The 18,479-nt window shown below is 68.9% G+C and carries 12 protein-coding genes and 1 pseudogene; 8 read left to right on the top strand and 5 right to left on the bottom strand.

Annotated elements, in window-relative coordinates; genetic code table 11:
- Nucleotides 1-156: 156 nt before the first annotated feature.
- Nucleotides 157-1,403 (top strand): annotated as a pseudogene (locus B141_RS52705) (HNH endonuclease).
- Nucleotides 1,404-1,501: 98 nt separating this feature from the next.
- Here the strand turns inward: B141_RS52705 and B141_RS39345 are convergent.
- On the bottom strand, nucleotides 1,502-1,810 hold the full coding sequence (locus B141_RS39345) for a putative quinol monooxygenase (RefSeq protein WP_020574457.1): 309 nt from the start codon (nucleotides 1,808-1,810) through the stop codon (nucleotides 1,502-1,504).
- Nucleotides 1,811-1,856: 46 nt separating this feature from the next.
- Entirely contained in the window at nucleotides 1,857-3,902 is a 2,046-nt protein-coding gene (locus B141_RS0107055) for a glycoside hydrolase family 2 protein (RefSeq protein WP_020574456.1), read from the bottom strand.
- A gap of 169 nt (nucleotides 3,903-4,071) precedes the next feature.
- Between B141_RS0107055 and B141_RS0107050 the strand changes: the two genes are divergently transcribed.
- The 7 genes from B141_RS0107050 (at nucleotide 4,072) to B141_RS39335 (ending at nucleotide 13,168) form a co-directional block, all read left to right on the top strand.
- Nucleotides 4,072-4,770: a FadR/GntR family transcriptional regulator gene (locus B141_RS0107050; RefSeq protein WP_040420606.1), complete on the top strand. Its 699-nt coding sequence runs from the start codon at nucleotides 4,072-4,074 to the stop codon at nucleotides 4,768-4,770.
- A gap of 189 nt (nucleotides 4,771-4,959) precedes the next feature.
- A complete protein-coding gene (locus tag B141_RS0107045; protein ID WP_020574454.1) occupies nucleotides 4,960-6,426 on the top strand; it encodes an NAD-dependent succinate-semialdehyde dehydrogenase in 1,467 nt (488 codons plus the stop codon).
- Nucleotides 6,427-6,504: 78 nt separating this feature from the next.
- Nucleotides 6,505-7,581, top strand: coding sequence for a tartrate dehydrogenase (locus B141_RS0107040; protein WP_020574453.1), 1,077 nt, complete (start codon nucleotides 6,505-6,507; stop codon nucleotides 7,579-7,581).
- A gap of 482 nt (nucleotides 7,582-8,063) precedes the next feature.
- The gene (locus B141_RS0107035) at nucleotides 8,064-9,365 is read left to right on the top strand and encodes an MFS transporter (protein ID WP_237742636.1); all 1,302 of its coding nucleotides are present in this window, start codon (nucleotides 8,064-8,066) and stop codon (nucleotides 9,363-9,365) included.
- 17 nt (nucleotides 9,366-9,382) lie between these two features.
- The gene (locus B141_RS0107030; protein WP_020574451.1) at nucleotides 9,383-10,285 is read left to right on the top strand and encodes a nucleoside hydrolase; all 903 of its coding nucleotides are present in this window, start codon (nucleotides 9,383-9,385) and stop codon (nucleotides 10,283-10,285) included.
- A 173-nt stretch (nucleotides 10,286-10,458) separates the two neighbouring features.
- Nucleotides 10,459-12,399, top strand: a complete 1,941-nt coding sequence (locus B141_RS39340; RefSeq protein WP_020574450.1) for an alpha/beta fold hydrolase — start codon at nucleotides 10,459-10,461, stop codon at nucleotides 12,397-12,399.
- Nucleotides 12,400-12,457: 58 nt separating this feature from the next.
- Nucleotides 12,458-13,168, top strand: coding sequence for an NAD-dependent epimerase/dehydratase family protein (locus tag B141_RS39335; protein ID WP_020574449.1), 711 nt, complete (start codon nucleotides 12,458-12,460; stop codon nucleotides 13,166-13,168).
- Nucleotides 13,169-13,226: 58 nt separating this feature from the next.
- Here the strand turns inward: B141_RS39335 and B141_RS0107015 are convergent, their stop codons facing one another.
- The 3 genes from B141_RS0107015 to B141_RS52175 form a co-directional block, all read right to left on the bottom strand.
- Entirely contained in the window at nucleotides 13,227-14,258 is a 1,032-nt protein-coding gene (locus B141_RS0107015; protein ID WP_020574448.1) for a zinc-dependent alcohol dehydrogenase, read from the bottom strand.
- Nucleotides 14,259-14,330: 72 nt separating this feature from the next.
- Nucleotides 14,331-15,842, bottom strand: a complete 1,512-nt coding sequence (gene arfA / locus B141_RS0107010) for an arabinosylfuranosidase ArfA (protein ID WP_020574447.1) — start codon at nucleotides 15,840-15,842, stop codon at nucleotides 14,331-14,333.
- A gap of 724 nt (nucleotides 15,843-16,566) precedes the next feature.
- Entirely contained in the window at nucleotides 16,567-18,417 is a 1,851-nt protein-coding gene (locus B141_RS52175) for a sigma-70 family RNA polymerase sigma factor (protein WP_020574446.1), read from the bottom strand.
- Nucleotides 18,418-18,479 lie beyond the last annotated feature (62 nt).

Genomic DNA, 18,479 nt, shown 5'->3' with positions numbered 1-18,479 from the left:
CCCCCAGCCGACCGCGCCACCGTGGATGAGGCGATCTTCCCTGAGGTGTTGAAACTCCGGGCCGGGCTGCTGCGGCTGCACATCGAAGCCGAAATCTTGAAGGTCAACCCCGAAGCAGCGAAAGAACGCCACAAGAAGGCCCGCGAAGACCGCGGCGTGGACGTCTACCCGGCACTGGACGGCGTCTGCGACCTTCGGATCCGTGGGATCTCCCACGACGTGGCCGCCCAGATCTGGGGATACCTGGACGCCATCGCCCGCACCATGAAATCCGGCGGCGACGAGCGCACCCTGCCTCAGCTGCGCGCTGATATCGCCGCTTCCCTCCTGTCCGGTGAAGCCGACGTGATCATCTGCAACGGACCTTCTGAAACCAGCGAGGAGCCCGGCAACCGCGAAGGCGCCGGCAGTCGTGAACAGACCAGCGCCGATGCTGAGGGTGCCAGCGAGGACTGCGACTGCGAGAACGGTGACGGCGAGAACGGCGAAGACGCCACCCCCCGTCAAGAATCCTTTGACGACCTGCTCGACGAGCAGAACAACGCCGACAGTCCTTCCGAAGCTGAGGGTGCGCAGGACGACTCCGCCACCGAACCGGATGGGTGCCGGCACACCGGGTGCGGCCACGACCTGCACCTTGAGGGTTGCCCGTGTGAAGATTGCAAGCCCGCCACCTACACCCACCCGCTAGACCGGCCCCGCCGGAAGCGCTGCGACGACAATGCGGCCGGCAGTTCGGCCGGCAGTTCGGCCGGCAAGGCGGCCGCTGGTGAGGGTGGAGCGGCCGCCGGTGCAGGTAGCTCCGCGAACGGACGGGGCGAGGACGCTGATCGGGAACCGATTCCCGAGCAGGAGATCCCGGCGGCGTTCCGGTCCTGGAGAGCGGGGATCAAGGCGAAACTGCAGCTGAATGTGCCGTTCCCGACGCTGATGGAGTGGGCGAAGCGGCCAGCGGAGCTTGGCGGGTTCGGTCCGATCTTCACCGACTTGCCAACCATCTGGATAATCCGGATGCGATGTTCGCGGTCGGGGTCACCCATCCGGTGACGGGCCAGTTGTTGAGTCTGCATCCGATGGCGCAACGTTTCCTCCGCGGTCTTCCGGCGGAGCTGGTTCAGTCGTTGAACCAGCGCTGCACCTGGATGCTGTGCCGACGCCCAGCCATCAGCTGCGACCTCGACCACACGAAGCCATACTCCGAGGGCGGTGAGACCTCCGTCGCGAACGTGGCACCACTATGCCGCCGCCACCACCGCGTCAAGACCGAGGGCGACTGGAAGGTCGAGCAGACCAGCCCAGGACACTTCACCTACACCGACCCGCACAGCCGGCAGTACACGGTGACCCCACCGCGCCTCACCGATCCTGTGGAACCAGACGATCCCGACCCGCCGCCCTTCTAACCAGCGCGGGGAAGCGGGACAAACAAAACCGGCTGGCTCGAGAACCCTTACAGAGAAGGGGTCTCGAGCCTGCCGGCATGCCCGACCAGTACTTGGCGTCAGGTCGGGGGCACGTCGGTGCGGGTGGCCTCGAACACCCGGATCTCCGCGGGTCCCTCGGCGGTCTCGGCGAGCAACCTGTCGAGCGCGGCCATGTGCGGACTCTCGAGGTGAGCCCGCAGGGATGCCATGTCAGCCCACTCCTCGACACAGGTGAACAGGCAGTCGTCCTCCAGGTCCGCCACGAACGCATAATGCAGGCACCCCTCGTCATTGGCGCGGGTGGCGTGCTGCATGGCGATCAGCGCCGCAACCGTGTCGGTGCGCCGCTCGGGACGGGAACGCAGGATCGCGTGTACGACGATCATGCGGACAACCCTACGGGCGACGCGCCCCGATGCCGAGTGTTCCAGGTCAGTGTGGCGGCTCCGCGGCGCGGAACGTGTCGAAGACCACCCGCGTGGTGTCGCTGTCCCAGCCGAGCAGGCCCATCGTCGAGATGCCGTTCAGGCTCTGGTTGTAGCCCGCCCGCTGCTTGTAGTCCTTGAGCAGCCAGAAGGCGTAACCAGCGACGAACGGCCGCGCGGTGACCTGCTCCCAGTGGGAGGTGAAGTTGGCCGCCTGCCATTCCTCGGTCCCGCCCTCAGTCGGCGAGCCGTGGTGGCCGAGGTATGACCAGGTGCCGTTCTCCGTGATGATGATCGGCTTGTCGGGATGGTTGCGGTGCACGGCATCGAGCGTTGGCCCGAGATCCTCGTTCTTGCCGTAGAAGTAGCCGAAGTACTCGTTGAAACCCACAACGTCGGCGAGGTCGAACGCCGGATCCCAGGAGCTGTACGACGCCCACGACACCGGTCGGCGAGACAGGTCGACGGACTTGACGGCGTCCTTCATGTCCGCGAGCCACGCACGGTAGACGGGTGCGCTGCCGGCGTCGATGGTGGATTCGTTCTGCAGACCCCAGAGGAACACCGACGGATGGTTGTGGTTGTTCCACGCGGTGGCAAGGGCGAGCGCGCGGGAGAGGCCGTAGGTTTCGGTCTGGAGCTTCTGTGAGATCGTTCCCACCCACATGGTGTCCCACTCGTCCATGAGCAGGACTCCATGCCGATCCGCCCAGTCGTAGACGTAGGGATGCCGGTTGTACACGCAGTTTCGCAGGAAGTTGGCTCCGAGCGACTTGGCGTGCCCCAGCTCGTGCTCGTATTCCTCGATCGTCATCGAGCGCCCGCTGAGGTCGGACTCCTCATGCCAGTTGTAGCCCTTGAGGAATACAGGCTCACCGTCAAGGAGGAGTTGCGTTCCCTTGACCTCGATGCTGCGTACGCCGTAGGTCGAGCCGAGAGTGTCCAGCTCCGGCGGCGGGTTCGAGCCTCGCAGGACGGCCCGGGCGGTGAGGACGTTGGGTCGCTCGACGCTCCATCGAGGCGCCCGCGGGATGGGCAGCCGGGCGGAGGCAACCGCGACGCCGCCGGCAAGGACCGCCACGGGCACACTGACGGGCGTCCCACGCGACTCACGCCCGGGGTCCAGGAGCACGCTGCCGTTGAAGTCTTCGCTGCTGTGGTTCTCCACCACAGCACGCGCGTCGAGTACGCCGTTGCGAGCGTCAAGGAGGAGTTTCGTCACCGTGACCAGCGGGACCGCTTCGAGCCAGACGGAGCGGATGAGGCCGGCGTACGGCCAGTAGTCGACGACACCCGGCGGAAGCGCGTAATCGTCGCTGACCCGCTCGCCCGTACCGTCGTAGTTCGTGAAGCTCGCGCGCCGATAGACCCTGACCGCGATGGTCACCGAACGCCCCGGTCGCACCGCCTCGGTCACCGGCAACGCGAACGCCGTGTGCCCGCCCTCGTGCTTGCCCACCCACTGACCGTCGACCCAGACATCCGCGCTGTACGACGCAGCCAGGAAGGCCAGCCGGATGTGCTTGCCGCGCCAGGAGGCAGGGATGTTGACGGAGGTGCGGAACCACGCGTACCCATCCTTCAACGCGCCGCCCTTGCCGAAGTCGGCGCCGTCGTAACCGCCCCACCCGTCGTTGTCCTTGAGGTCCCAGGAGGAAGGGACATCGATGGTGCCCCACGCGGAGTCGTCGAGGTCGGCTCGCTGCCAGCCGGCGTCGGAACCGGAGTTGTCTGGGTCGTAACGGAATCGCCAGCGGCGGTCGAGCGAGATGTAGCGGCGGAATGGCTCCCGGCGCGACCACCCCTCGAAGGACGGCATCACCACGCCATAGGCGAAGACCACATTGGTGCCGTCGATCTCGGTGACCTGGGTGCCGGAAGGCTCCCGGTCGCCGTGGGGATCACGGATGACCGGCGTCGCGGCGAGCGCGGGTGTAGCCAGTGCGGATGTCGCGAGGGTGGGAGCGGCCAGCACGGCCGCGCCGCCCGCGCCCAGCAGGAGAAGGTTCCGCCGGGTGATCGATGTCGGCGGCTGGACTCGTCCGAACCACATGGTCAGCTCCTTCGGGTGGTGGACACCGATGGGTGATGCTGATCCGGCGCAGCTGATCCGGCACGCGCGAACGCCGGTGGAGGCCGTCACGCCGACGTCAAGTTATAGTCATATAAATAATGAGTCCAGGATGCTGCCGATGGTGGCCGCGGAATCGAGGTAGGTGGTGATGGCGGCCTACGCTGGGCGCGGCGCGCACGGTCAGACGGTGGAGCATCTCGGGCGCCGGATCCTCACCGGTGCGCTTGAGGAAGGCGCCACCATCGACCCGGTGGCCCTCGAGTCCGAGCTCGACGTGAGTCGCACGGTCGTCCGCGAGGCGCTGCGGGTCCTCGCGGCGAAGGGTCTGGTGGGCGCCCGGCAGAAGCGCGGCACCTTCGTACTCCCGCGCGCTGAGTGGAACCTCCTCGACGGCGACATCCTGCGCTGGCAGTTCGAGGGGCGGACGGATCCGGCGTTCTTCGAAAGCCTTCATGAGGTACGCCTGATCACCGAGCCAGCCGGTGCGCGGCTGGCGGCGCAACGGCGGACCGACGACGACCTCGCCGCGCTCGAGGCGGCGCTCGCGGCGATGGCGGACGCCGGCAACGATCCGGGTGCCGCTGTCAAGGCGGACTTGGCGTTCCATCGCGCCTTGCTGGCGGCGACCCACAACGAACTCCTCCTCCGGATGGAGGCGGTGATCGAGGCCGGCCTGATGGTGCGCGACCGGCTCGTCCATGGTGGCGGTCGGCGGGTGGCCGATCCGGTCCCGAGCCATCGGACCGTGCTCGAGGCCGTACGCCGGGGCAGCGCCGCCAAGGCCGAACGCGCGATGCGGGCGTTGCTCGACCAGGCCGTGGAGGACCTCTCCCACCTCGCCCGGTGAACATGATCATGGAGGCGGGCGACCACTCCGTGACCTCCGGCTGGTCGTGACCTGCGACACAACACTAGGTTCGCGGGTAGCGCCGGACTGGGACCCGGGCGAGCCGGAGTGGGGGCTTGGGTGAGCCGGAGGAGGGGCACCAGCCGGAGCTGGCCAAGCCGGAGCCAAGCCAGCGGAAGAGGTGGCGTGATGTCCGCGAACCGTGAGCAAGCGGTGGTTGACGGCGTACCCAAGGAGCTGTTCATCGCCGGCGAGTGGCGCGCCGCGACCGGCGGTCACACCTACGAGGTCGAGGATCCGTCCACCGGCAAGGTCCTGTGCGCGGTCGCCGACGCCGCGCCCGACGACGGGCTTGCCGCGCTCGACGCCGCCGCGCAGGCGCAGGGAGAGTGGGGCCGGTCCGCGCCCCGCGAGCGCGGCGAGATCCTCCGGCGTACGTTCGAACTCCTCCTCGAGCGCCAGGACGACCTCGCCCTCCTGATGACGCTGGAGATGGGCAAGCCGCTGGCGGAGGCCAAGGGAGAGATCGCCTACGCCGCGGAGTTCTGCCGGTGGTTCAGCGAGGAGGCCGTGCGCATCGAGGGCAGCTACATGAGCTCGCCCGACGGCCGGAGCAGGTTCCTCGTCATGAAGCAGCCCGTGGGCCCGTCGTTGCTGGTCACGCCCTGGAACTTCCCGATGGCGATGGGCGCGCGCAAGATCGCGCCGGCGGTCGCCGCCGGTTGCACGATGGTCGCGAAGCCGGCCCCCCAGACACCGCTGTGCATGCTCGCCCTCGCCGAGATCCTTGCCGAGGCAGGGCTGCCGGCAGGCGTACTGAACGTCGTTCCCACCATGCAGGCCGGCCCTGTGATGGAGCCGTTGATCAAGGACCCGCGGTCCCGGAAGCTGTCGTTCACCGGGTCGACGGGAGTCGGGCGGATCCTGCTCGCCCAGGCCGCTGACCAGGTGCTTCGGGTATCGCTGGAGCTTGGCGGCAATGCGCCGTTTCTCGTCTTCGCCGACGCCGACCTCGAGGCGGCGGTCGACGGCGCGATGCTGGCTAAGATGCGCAACGCCGGTGAGGCGTGCACCGCCGCCAATCGCTTCTACGTGCACGAGGACGTGGCCGGCGAGTTCGCCGAACGCCTGGCGGCCCGGATGTCGGTGCTCCGCGTCGGTCGCGGCGTCGACGACGGTGTGACGGTCGGCCCGCTCATCGACGGCGGCGCGGTGGCGAAGGTCTCGAGTCTGGTCGAGGACGCGGTGGCCCTCGGTGCGCGGACCGTCGTGGGCGGTACGCCGATTGACCGGCCTGGCTACTTCTTCGCGCCGACGGTCCTCGTCGACGTACCCCCGGCGGCCCGGCTGGCGCGCGAGGAGATCTTCGGTCCTGTCGCGCCGATCACGACGTTCCGGGACGAGGACGAGGCGGTGGCGGCCGCGAACGCGACGGAGTTCGGCCTGGTGGCGTACGTCTTCACCCAGGATCTCGACCGGGCCCTGCGCGTCGCCGAACGCCTGGAGAGCGGCATGGTCGGCCTCAACTCCGGCCTGGTGTCCAACCCCGCGGCGCCGTTCGGCGGGGTCAAGCAGTCCGGCCTCGGGCGTGAGGGTGGTCGGGTCGGGATCGAGGAGTTCCTGGAGACGAAGTACGTCGGGATCCCCGTCCGCTGAGGTGGGGGTGGGCCCCGACGGGCGAAGCCCGTGCGAGGCCGGAAACCACATGGCCGCGATCCAACGAGAGGAGACCCCATGGAGGCCCCAGTGCGTACCCACCGGATCGCGGTCATCCCCGGTGACGGGATCGGTGTCGAGGTGACCGCGGAGGCGCTCCGGGTCGTCGACGCGGCGGCCAGCGCGTACGACTTCGCGGTGGAATGGACGGCGTTCGACTGGAGCTGCGAACGCTACACCGCGACTGGCCAGATGATGCCCGACGACGGGCTCGACCAGCTGCGTCCGCACGACGCGATCCTGCTCGGCGCTGTCGGCTACCCGGGCGTGCCTGACCACATCTCGCTGTGGGGGCTGCTGATCCCGATCCGCCGGGCGTTCGAGCAGTACGTCAACCTGCGGCCGGTGCGCCTCCTGCCGGGAGTCGCCTCCCCGCTGGCGGGCCGGGCGGCCGAGGACCTCGCGATGATCGTCGTCCGCGAGAACTCCGAGGGGGAGTACTCCCGGATCGGCGGCCGGCAGGGCGTCGGCGACGACGAGCTCGCGATCCAGTCGGCGGTCTTCACCCGGCGTGGGGTGGAGCGGGTCGTGCGGTACGCGTTCGAGCTGGCGAGGTCGCGTGGGCTGCCGGTCTGCTCGGCCACCAAGTCCAACGGGATCGTCTTCTCGATGCCGTTCTGGGACGAGATCTTCTCCGAGGTCGCGGTGGAGTACCCGGACGTACCCTCCGAGCTGTGCCACGCCGACGCGCTGGCCGCCCGGATGGTGCTGGCACCCGACCGGCTCGGCGTCATCGTCGCGTCCAACCTGTTCGGCGACCTGCTGAGTGACCTGTCGGCGGCGGTCGTCGGTGGGCTCGGGATCGCGCCGGCCGCCAACCTCAACCCCGAGCGGACGCACCCGTCGATGTTCGAGGCGGTGCACGGCTCGGCGCCCGACATCGCCGGCAAGGGCATCGCGAACCCCGTCGCCCAGATCCTCACCGCCGCGATGATGCTGGACCACCTGGGCGAGACCGCGGCGGCCGCCGGGATCGAGCGGGCAGTGGACGCGGCGCTCGCTGACCTGTCCGGGCGTACTCCCGATCTCGGCGGATCTGCGACCACGGTGCGCTGCACCGATGCGGTCATCGCCGCGCTGGCCTCGGCTCCGTGAGCGGCGGCCGGGCGAGGCGGTGACGTGGGACGGCAGGCTGCCGCCTGCTGGGTGAGGCTCCAAATGATCACGTATACGTGGTCATTGCATGCTTCACATGGCACCGACACCATGCGAGGCAGGTAATGACCACGTAAACGTGATCATTACGGGGGCTGGCCCGCACCGGGAAAACCAGGTCCCAGCGCGAGGCGCCAGTGGCCAGCCACTCACGGCCACATCGGTCCGCTATGAGAGACGGAGGTCCGCCTCCTGGACTGGTTGGATACAGTGGCCGAAGTCGTGGTGCCTTGACGTCGAGAGACGTTGACTGGGGTGGAGGGTTCCCGGTGTCAGATACCGCCGGTTCAGGCGACGCAGACACCACCACATCCGAAGGCACATCCGAAGGCAGTCCCGATGAGCCCACGCCGTCCGGATCACCTGCGCAGCTGACACGGAGCGTCCCGGCCTCGCCCAGCGATCCGGCGCAGCTCACCGACGTGTCAACCGAGCCCGACCGGACCGAACCCCGCAGCCGGCGCCGCTGGGACCTCCGCCGGATCGTCGTCGACACCCGTCCGCTCAGGATCCCGGCGTACCGGCGACTCTGGAGTTCGACGATCGTCACGGCGGTCGGCAGCCAGCTCACCGCCGTCGCCGTACCAAAGCAGATCTACGACCTCACCGGATCGTCGGCGTACGTCGGCCTCTCCGGGCTCGTCGCGCTGGTCCCGCTGGTGATCTTCGCGCTCTGGGGAGGCGCGATCGCGGATGCCGTCGACCGGCGCAAGCTGCTGCTGGTCACGAACTCCGGGATCGCGGTCACTTCCGTGCTGCTGTGGGCGCAGGCCGCGACCGGCCAGCGCTCGGTGTGGGTCCTGCTCGGGCTGCTGGCACTCCAGCAGGCGTGCGCCGGCGCCAACCAGCCGGCCCGCAGCGCGGCAATCCCGCGGCTGGTGCCGGCACCGTTGCTCCCCGCGGCGAACGCTCTCGGCTCGACGGTGTTCCAGCTCGGCTCGATCATCGGCCCGCTGCTTGCCGGCGCGCTGATCCCGCTGATCGGACTCTCGACCCTCTATCTCATCGATGCCGTCGCGCTGACGGCGACGATCTGGGCCGTCTGGCGACTCCCGCCGTTGCCGCCGCTGAACGGCGCGCCGCGGCGGGCGGGTCTTCGCCATGTGGTGGAGGGTTTCGGGTACCTCGCGACCCGCCGGGTCCTGCTGGTGTCGTTCCTCGCGGACGTCATCGCGATGGTGCTCGGCATGCCCCGGGCGTTGTTCCCGCAGATGGCGCAGCAGACCTTCGGAGATCCGCCTGGTGGGGGTGCCGCTCTGGGCGTCCTGTACGCCGCGATCCCGGTGGGTGCTGTGCTGGGTGGGTTGTTCTCCGGGGCGTTCTCCCGGATCCGCCGGCACGGCGTCGCGGTGGCGGGCTCGGTGTGCGTGTGGGGCTTGGCGATCATCGGGTTCGGATTGTCACCGTGGCTGTGGCTCGCGGCGGGGTTCCTCGCGGTGGCCGGGGTCGCGGACCTGGTGAGCATGGTCTTCCGCGGCACGATCATGCAGACGGCCGCCACGGACGAGATGCGTGGCCGGATGCAGGGCGTGTTCACGGTGGTAGTCGCGGGTGGGCCACGGTTGGCTGACCTGCTGCACGGAACGGCGGGCGCGGCGGTGGGTACGTCGCTCGCGGTGAGTGGTGGCGGCGTCCTCGTCGTCGTGGCGATGCTCGCCGCGGTGGTGGCGTTCCCCATCTTCGCCAGATATCGGAGCCCGGATCCACACGACCCTGTGCACTGACGAGCTGGAGGTGCTTGGTGAGCAACGCATCGCAACGCCATCCCGAACGTCGAGCCCGCGTCATCATCAATACCGATGCCAAGAACGAAGCCGATGATCAGTTCGCCATCGTGCACGCGCTGCTCACGCCGAGCTTCGATATTCGCGGAGTAATTCCGGCGCATTTCGGTGACCGGCGTTCCTCGCGCAGCATGGAGGAGAGCCGCGAGGAGGTTGATCTCCTGCTCGACCTGATGGGGTGGCAGGGGAAGGTGCTTGTCGCCGACGGCGCGCCGGCCGCGATGCCCGACGAGGTGACGCCGGTGCCCTCGCCGGGTGCGGAACTCATTGTCAACGAAGCCTTGCGCGATGACCCGAGGCCTTTGCACGTGGCGTTCTACGGCCCGCTGACTGATATGGCCTCAGCGCTCCTGATGGAGCCGCGGATCCAGGAACGCGACATCCGGGTCGTGTGGATCGGCGGTGGCCCGTGGCCGGCGGGAGGGCGGGAGTTCAATCTCTCCAACGATATTCCGGCGGCGAACGCCGTCTTCCGTTCCAGCCTTGAGGTGTGGCAGATCCCGTCGCCGGTCTACCGGCGGATGACCGTGTCGTACGCCGAACTCGAGGAGAAGGTCGCGCCCTGCGGCCGGCTCGGTCGTTATCTCGTGGATCAGCTCATCGAGTGGAACGCGCGGCGTCACGACGGCCCGATGGAATACCGCTCACTCGGCGATTCGCCGGCGGTCGGCGTCATGATGTATCCCGACTGCGGAAACTGGGAGATGCGGCCGGCACCGGAGTTCACGGCGGACATGCACTACGTCCATCCGGGTCGCAACCGCGAGATCCGGGTCTACGAATCAGTGGACGCGAGGTTCATCCTCGAGGACTTTTTCGCCAAGCTCCGCCGCTTCGCCCCGCCCGCCCCCTCCCCGTGATCATGATCTGGGTCATGAAGGAAAAGCGGAGCTATCGAGCCTTCCAGCTTCATGATCATGGCGACCCGGGAGTGCGAGGTCGGGTAGGAAACCGATTGTCACAATGGGTGATTAGTTGAGCCGTTTCAGTTAAACTGCGGCGACCTTGATCGCGTGATCGGCGAGGGGGCACCGTGCGCAGGCGGCGTTCAACCATCGGGGCAGTCGCGGTTCTCACGTCCTTGGCATCCGTCCTCCTCGCGCCGGGCGCCGGAGCGTCACCGGAGTTTGGAGCGGCGCGGGAAGTTGGTCCGGCACCCGCGCTCGGCGCGGCTCCGGATCGCCGAGCCGTCCCCAGCCGCACGGCGTTCACCGTCTCCACCGTCCGGGTCGACGTGCGGGTGGGGCCCGACCAGGCGACCCGCTGCCGCGTCGTGGCCGATCTCTACGTGCCAGTGAGCGCGACGCCACAGACGAGGCAACCCGCGATCCTCACGACCCATGGGTTCGGTGGCAGCAAGGAGGATCAGGCGGGTCTCGCGAAGGCGTTCGCGGAGCGAAACTACGTGGTGCTTGCCTATTCCGGCCTCGGGTTCGGCAGCTCGCAGTGCAAGGTGCGGCTTGACGATCCCGACTGGGACGGGCGCGCCGCGAGCCAGCTCGTCGACTACCTGGCAGGCGAACGCAAGGACGTCGATGGCGGCACGGTCGATGCCGTCGCGCTCGACGCGCCCGGCGATCCGCGGGTCGGGATGTTCGGCGGGTCCTATGGCGGGCAGGTGCAGTTCGCGGCCGCGTCAGTCGACGACCGGATCGACGCGCTGGTCCCCGCGATCACCTGGTACGACCTGGACTACGCGTTGGCACCGACCAACATCGATTCCAGCGGCGCGCCGACGGGTGACTCCGCCGGCACGACCACCGCCGGGACGCCCGCCATCGCCGATCCGAACACCCGCGAGCCGGGCGTTTTCAAGCGGATGTGGGCGGATCTGTTCGCGGCGGCCGGCGTCCTTCGTGGAGCGCAGTACGCGCTGGGCGATCCGCGCCGGCTCCTTGGTTGCCCCAACTTCGCCGACCAGATCTGCCCGGCCCTGATCGAGGCGAACCTCATCGGCTATCCCTCACCGGCCACGCGGGAGCTGTTGCGGCACGCCTCGGTGGCGTCGTACGTCTCGCGGGTGAAGGTTCCGACCCTGCTGCTCCAGGGGCAGGATGACACGCTCTTCAACCTGCAAGAGGCGATCGCGACCTATCGCGCACTCGACGCGCAGGGCACGCCGGTCCGGATGGTGTGGCAGTCGTGGGGGCACTCGGGATCGACTCCGGCCGCGGGTGAGATCGATCTCAGCGGGGATCGGGCACCGGAGACGACGTATGAAGGTCGGCGGGTGCTCGACTGGTTCGCCTACTGGCTGCGGGACGATCGCCGCGCTTCCCTGCTCGGGCCGAGGTTCTCCTATTTCCGGGACTGGATCGACTATGACGGCGCCGCGCCGGAGGGTGCGGAGCCGGCGTACGGCACCGCGAACGCTTATCCGGTGGGCACCACGCAACGGTTGTACCTCTCAGGCAACAAGACCTTGACACCGCGTCGGGCCGAGGTCGTGTCTGGTTCGCAGACCTGGTTGAACCTCCCGGGCGGCGTCCCGTCGTCGTACTCCGAACTGCCTCCGGAGATGGACCTGATCCCGCCGTACGACGGTGCCGGCACGTACGCGGCCTGGACGACGCCGGCGCTCACGTCGGACGTCGAAACCGTGGGTGTGCCGACTCTGGACGTGCGGTTGACTTCGCCCGCGGCGGCGCTCAGCCAGCGGACTGGGCCGGCGGGCCGGCTTGTCGTGTTCGCCAAGCTGTACGACGTGTCGCTGGAGGGCAAGCTGACCTTGCGCCACCGCCTGGTCTCGCCCGTACGCGTAGCCGATGTGACGAAGCCGGTGCGGATCGAGCTTCCCGGTGTGGTGCATCGCTGGCAGAAGGGCCACCGGATCCGGCTGGTGTTGGCCGCGAGCGACGCGGTGTACGCCAACAACCTGGGAGTCCTGCCGGTGACTGTCAAGACGACCTTGGCAAGCGTTCCGGTTCTGGAGCTTCCCGTGGTCGGTGCGGGTAGAGTCCCCGCTGGCTCGTGAGTCCAAGCCGCGGTTGACGCTTGAGCTGATCCGTTCGAGCGTATGGAAGGCTGGGCGGATGTCGAAGCGTCGCGTACTCCTCACCGGGGCGGCCGGGGGCGTAGCCCAGTTACTCCTTCCTGGCTTGGTCGATTCCTATGACCTGGTGCTGACCGACCGGAGGCCGGTGCCCGGCGGCGTGACCGGGGATCTGGCGGACCCGGCGTTCCTCGCGAAGGTCACCGAGGGCGTCGACGCGATCGTGCACCTGGCGGCGAACGCCAACCCGCAGGCCACCTGGGACGAGTTACGGATCCCGAACGTCGAGGTGGTCGCGTCGCTGCTCGCCACCGGCGTATCCCGGATCGTGCTCGCGAGTTCGGGCCACGCGATGGGGCAGTACGTCACGAACGCGCGGGTCCCGGTCGACCCGGACTGGCCCGTTGCGCCTTGCTGTGCATACGGCGCGACGAAGGGCTTCGCCGAGGCGCTCGGCCAGGCACATGCCTACCGGACGGCCACTTCCGTTGTTTCGTTGCGCCTTGGTGCGACATCCGCTGAGCCGCTGGCGACGAGTGCGTTGGGTGGGTGGCTAGGGCCGGCGGACCTGCGGCAGTTGGTGCTGTGCGCGTTGGAAGCGGACGTACGTTACGAGGTGTGTCCCGGCGTTTCGGCCAACACACGGAGCGAGTGGGACGTCCGGAACGCGATCGGCTACCAGCCGACGCTCGACTCGGAGATGTACGCGGACGGCGTGCCGGTCGATGAGAGCTGGGGCCTCTGTCGCTGACGCGGCCGCAAGCCGGGCCGCCAGCCGCGCCGGAGCCAACTCGCTAGTCCGCTCCACCTCAGGGTAGGAGCAGCACCTTCCGCAGGTCGGCAGGGCGTTCGCGCAATGTCGCCAGTGCGGACGCGACATCGTGAACGGCGTACTTGTAGCTCACCAGCGGCCGGAGATCGAGAAGTCCCGCGTTGAACATCGTGACGACGTGCTCCCACGCCGCCGCCGACGCACCGAAGATTCCACGTACCGTCAGGTGTTTGAGCACGATGTCAGTGAGGTCACCCTCCGCCGGGCCGCCCGGAATTCCTTCGAGGATGATGGTTCCGCCACGGCGGGCCGCTGCCAGGGCGACGCGGGCCGACGTCTGCCGGGAGCCCGCCTCGACCACCACGTCGGCGCCGCACGTCCACCCGGGCTCGGCCGCTTCCGCGTTGCTGACGTGACGCGTCGCACCCCACTCACGCCCGAGTTCGCGACCGCTCGGACTGTCACCGATGAGAACCAGCTCCGCCGGGCTGTACGCCGCGAGGATCTGTACCGCGACCAAGCTCAACGTGCCGGTCCCGACCACAGCGACCCGGGCGCCGACCGCCGGAGCGGCGAGGCGGATCCCTTCGACAACGCAGGCAGAGGGTTCGAGGAGCGCGGCCGCTTCGAGGTCCGCACCCGCACGCAGCCGGTGGATGAGCCGCGCCGGCACCGTGAGGTATCCGCTGAACGCACCCGGATGGGTGAAGCCGGTTTCGGCATACCCGGCCTCGCACAGGTTGGTCGCGCCCTCCCGGCATCGCGGGCAGCGACCGCAGTTGCGAAACCCCTGTGCCACAACGGGATCCCCGACCGCAAGCCCGTCGACACCGTCGCCGAGAGCGGCGATGGTGCCGGACCATTCGTGACCGGGTACGACGGGATAACGGACGTACTCCGCGGGCCGGGTGCCGGCGAAGAGTTCGACGTCGCTACCGCAGATCCCGGCCGCGCCGACCCGGACCAGGACCTCGCCTGGTCCGGGCGCCAGCACCGGTCGTTCCTCCACCGCAAAGTCGTCCGGCCCGTTGACGACGACGGACGTGGTGCTCTCTGGGATCGTGGCCATATCTTGATCGCTCCCAGTCTCGAATGAGGTGAGTGGGTGGGTGGCGGCTTGATCCGGTGGAGGATTGAGCTTTCAGCTCTGCGGCGAGGTTGCGAGACGGATGAGGTTCCACGACAGCGGAGGCAGCTCGAACCGCACCCGCCCATCCTCGAGCACCGGCGCCGGCATGGTTTGCGGCACCACCCGGTCGGGGTTGTCCCGCGTGTTGGTCGCGTCCCGGTCGGCATCGTGCAACGCCACATGCTCGACCACGCGTACGCCAGACAACGCCCGCACGTCCGTCTCCACCAGCAGAGGCTCCGTCAAGGAACGGTTGACAGCGAGGATGGCCGCGTCGCCGGTCTCGCTGTCCAGCGTGGCCGTGCAGTCCAGCTGGGGAACGGCGCCGTACTCAGGCGTCTCCACCAGCGGCCCGGTCGGCTCCACCCGGAGCGCGTCCCCGATGCCGTACTGAAAGGCGAGCCGCATGGGGTGGAAGATCGTCTGTCGCCAGGCGGGTCCGCCGTTCTCGGTCGTGATCGGCGCGATCACGTTGACCAGCTGCGCGAAGGAGGCCATCTTCACCCGGTCGGCGTGCCGCAGCAGGCTGTTGATCAACGACCCGACAACCACCGCGTCGGCGAGGGTGTACTGGTCCTGGAAGAGGTTCGGTGCCACCGCCCAGGGAGTGTCGTCGCCCGGCGTCTCGCTGCCGTACCACACGTTCCACTCGTCGTACGACAGGTTGATCGTCTTGGAACTCCGCAACTTGGCCTTGACGAAATCGGCCGTCGCGACCACCGCGTCGATCATCGCGTCCATGTCGACGCCCGACGCGAGGAAGCTCGCGAAGTCGCCGTCCTTGGGCTTGTAGTAGGAGTGCAGAGAGACGTAGTCGACGACGTTGTACGTGTGCTCGAGGACCTCCGCCTCCCAGGCGCCGAACGTCGCCATCCTGCGGTTGGAGCTTCCGCACGCGACTAGCTCGAGTTCGGGGTCGACGAGTCGCATCGCCTTGGCGGTCTGGTTGGCGAGAATGCCGTAGTCGCGCGCGGTCTTGTGCGCGATCTGCCACGGACCGTCCATCTCGTTGCCAAGACACCAGATCTTGATCCCGTGCGGCTCCTTGGCGCCGTTCTTCACCCGCAGGTCAGACCAGTAGCTCCCGCCCGGATGGTTGGAGTACTCCACCAGTGCGGCGGCCTCCTCGACCCCGCGGGTGCCGAGGTTGACGGCCATCATCGGCTCGGCCTGCGCGCGGCGGCACCAGGCGGCGAACTCGTCGACGCCCACCTTGTTGGTCTCGAGCGTCTTCCAGGCAAGGTCAAGCCGGCGTGGACGCTCGGCTCGCGGGCCGATGCCGTCCTCCCACCGATAACCAGAGACGAAGTTGCCACCCGGATATCGGACGGTGGTCACGCCGAGCTCGCGGGTGAGGGCGAGTACGTCGGTGCGGAACCCGTCGGCGTCGGCATCCGGGTGGCCCGGCTCGTATATCCCGCCATAGACGCAGCGGCCCAGGTGTTCGACGAAGGAGCCGCGAATTCTTGGATCGATCGCGGCGATGCGGAACGCGGGATCAAGGGTGAGACTGGCCTGCTTCACGGGCTTCCTTCCCCACAAGGTCCAGGTGATGGTGCTGTCAAGGCAGGCTGACGGCGCTGCCAGCCCGTCCGCGTGAGCGCCGGACCCAAGAGGCCACCCACATAGGGAAGTCGCGGGACGGTTGGGTGTGAACGAACGCCGAGAGCATTGACGCCAACGACACGCGATCGTAGCCGGACCGTCGATATTACGCACGTCGTTCGATATTTCGAACGCAGTAGCTACAGACGTAATACCAGGCGCAGGCTTCTTCAAGGGTGCGGGACATCTGGGCCTCGGCGGTAGCGGTGCTGGCGCCTTGGCCGGATACGGAAGTCGGCACGGACTTCCATTGGTAAGCCGTACGAGCGACTCCTGTCCGTAGCCGGTCATTATCTTTGTGTGACGTACGTCATAGGTGAGTCGCCGTCATCATCACCACCCCGCCGTGTCACCACTCATGACCGGATCACCTGAGCTGGCAGCACCGGCCCAGACCCCGCTGGTGCTGCCTTGAACCCCCCGCGTGGAGGGCGCGACTGATGGCGGGAGACCCGCACGGCATGACATCCACTGCTGGGCGCCGGGCCGATCGGAGCCTCAGCGGCCGGTTCACGGCGACCACCCGCTGGATGATGACCCTGGTCACCGGTGCCAACCGGGCCGCGGGTGAGCGGAAGGCCGGTGTGCCGCTCCACCGCGCGGATCCGGCGCGGGACGCGCGCGGCGCCGGACGTACTCCCGCTCAGTCGACAGACACGGCCGTGACCGCCCTGTGGTCGCCGGAGACGACCTGGACGTACACCCAGTAGCGGTCCAGCCTGACGGCGTTGGCCTCCGTCTCGACGGCGGCCAACGCCGTGCCCTCCTCGTCGGCCCTGCTCACGCAGGTAAAACCAGGGGGTACGACGGCGCCCACCGCGGAGCAACTCCAGGCGCTGTCCTCCGCCAGCGGAGGTCGAGCCGGAAGGGTGCCGACGGGCGCGGACATCCGCATGAGCGGTGGCGCCAGCAGAGTGAGCGAAACCTTGGCGCCCGGCTCCATCCCGACCGCCTCGACGACGACGTAACCGCGCCCGTCGGCACGTTCCCAGGCCGGTCCGGTCAGTTGCCGGGCCTGGACGTCGAACTCCCGCGGCTCTGGCCGGGGCGTCGGCGTGGGCGTGGGCTTTGGCGTCGGCGGCTTGGTGGGTACGGGCGTGGGCCGCGGCGGCGCCGGCGGGATCGGGCTCGGCCGGGGTGGGGCGGGTGGGATGGGGCTCGGGCGCGGTGGCGCCGGTGGGACTGGGCGCGTCGGCTCAGGAGTGGGGCTCGGTTGCCTGGTCTCGGTCGGGGTGGGGCTCGGTGCGGGGGTCGCGGTGGGGGTTGGCCGGGGCGTTCGCGTCGGTTGCGGTGCCGCGACCGAACCCGGCCTCGGGGTGCGGCGTACGGGTGGAACGGTGGCCTCGGGCGAGGGAGATGGTGGGGGCGCGATGGTAGGAGCACGCGGCGGCTCGGGACGCGGCGGCGGCGCCGACGGCACCGGCCGTGCGGAGGCCGCCGCCGGCTTCTCCCGTGGGGCGGCTTCCTTGTCCTTGTTGGTGATGACCACGGCGGCCGCGGCGATGCCACCGACGACCACGACCGCGGCGACGGCGAGCGGGACCGCTCCTGCGACGGTGGCGCCGGAGCCGCCGGCCGAGGCACCACCAGACGCGCCGCCCGACGTACCTCCTGAGCCGCCCGCTGAGCCACCTGCCGACGATCCGCCCGCACCCGCGGCGGCCCCTGCGCCCGCCCCGCCATCGCCGGTGAACGGCAGGGCCGCGAAGACCCTGGTGCCTTCGTGGGCGAGAGCGAGGTAGCCGAGCGCGGCCGGCCCGAGCACCAGCGGCCCGATCACGGCCCGCATGGTCGCGCCGACGTCGCTGAGTTCGGCGAGTACGACAGTGCAGGACGCGCAGTCCTCCACGTGCCGATCCACGGCCTTGCGCTGCGGCCAGGTCAGGGTGCCACGTATGTAGCGGCCCATGCGGTCCAGCGCGGGCTGGCACTCGGAGTGCTCCGACTGCAGCGCGATGTGGGTCTGGAGGTACTCCCGCCGCAACGCTTCCCGCGCCCGGCCGGCCATCGCCGCCGCCGCGTTCGCGGACAGACCCATCAGCTCGGCGGCATCCTTGGTGGGGATCCGCTCGATCTCGACGTACCACAGGATCTCCCGCTGCGGCGGGGTCAGGCGTTCGTACGCCTTGGCGATGTAGTGCTGGTCGAGTGCCTCGATCGCGGGGTCCTTCTCGACGATGGGCGCGTCGAGGATCGCGTCGTCATCCGACAGAACGGTGCGCCGGCGGGTGCGCGCGGCGTTCTGGGCCAGGCTGGAGACGGTACGCAGCAGGTAGGCGCGGAACGCCTCCGTAGGGCCGTTGCCCTGCCGGACCGCGGCCAACACCCGGGCGAACGCCTCGGCCGCGATGTCTTCGGCTTCGGTGCTGTGGTCGTACTGCCTGGCAGCGCGTAACGCTGCCGGATGATGGCGCTCCCAGAGGAGTGCGTAGGCGTCCTCGTTGCCCGCACGCAAGGACGTCAGGAGTTCACGATCGGAGGGACCGGCCGACATTCTCTCCCCAGTAGCTTCCAGGACCTGACACTGCCGCCCCCCGGCCACGCACACGGTAGCGG

Origin of the sequence: Actinopolymorpha alba DSM 45243 (genome assembly GCF_000373925.1) — a bacterium.
Lineage (GTDB): Bacteria > Actinomycetota > Actinomycetes > Propionibacteriales > Actinopolymorphaceae > Actinopolymorpha > Actinopolymorpha alba.
The sequence above is the reverse complement of the archived record's forward strand: the minus strand, read 5'-3'. Positions and strand labels throughout refer to the sequence as shown.

Coding starts and splice junctions, on each gene's coding strand:
- B141_RS0107045 (WP_020574454.1), top strand. CDS start 4,960: ATGTCCGCGAACCGTGAGCAAGCGGTGGTTGACGGCGTACCCAAGGAG.
- B141_RS39335 (WP_020574449.1), top strand. CDS start 12,458: ATGTCGAAGCGTCGCGTACTCCTCACCGGGGCGGCCGGGGGCGTAGCC.
- B141_RS52175 (WP_020574446.1), bottom strand. CDS start 18,417: ATGTCGGCCGGTCCCTCCGATCGTGAACTCCTGACGTCCTTGCGTGCG.
- B141_RS0107050 (WP_040420606.1), top strand. CDS start 4,072: ATGGCGGCCTACGCTGGGCGCGGCGCGCACGGTCAGACGGTGGAGCAT.
- B141_RS39345 (WP_020574457.1), bottom strand. CDS start 1,810: ATGATCGTCGTACACGCGATCCTGCGTTCCCGTCCCGAGCGGCGCACC.
- B141_RS0107015 (WP_020574448.1), bottom strand. CDS start 14,258: ATGGCCACGATCCCAGAGAGCACCACGTCCGTCGTCGTCAACGGGCCG.
- B141_RS0107040 (WP_020574453.1), top strand. CDS start 6,505: ATGGAGGCCCCAGTGCGTACCCACCGGATCGCGGTCATCCCCGGTGAC.
- B141_RS0107055 (WP_020574456.1), bottom strand. CDS start 3,902: ATGTGGTTCGGACGAGTCCAGCCGCCGACATCGATCACCCGGCGGAAC.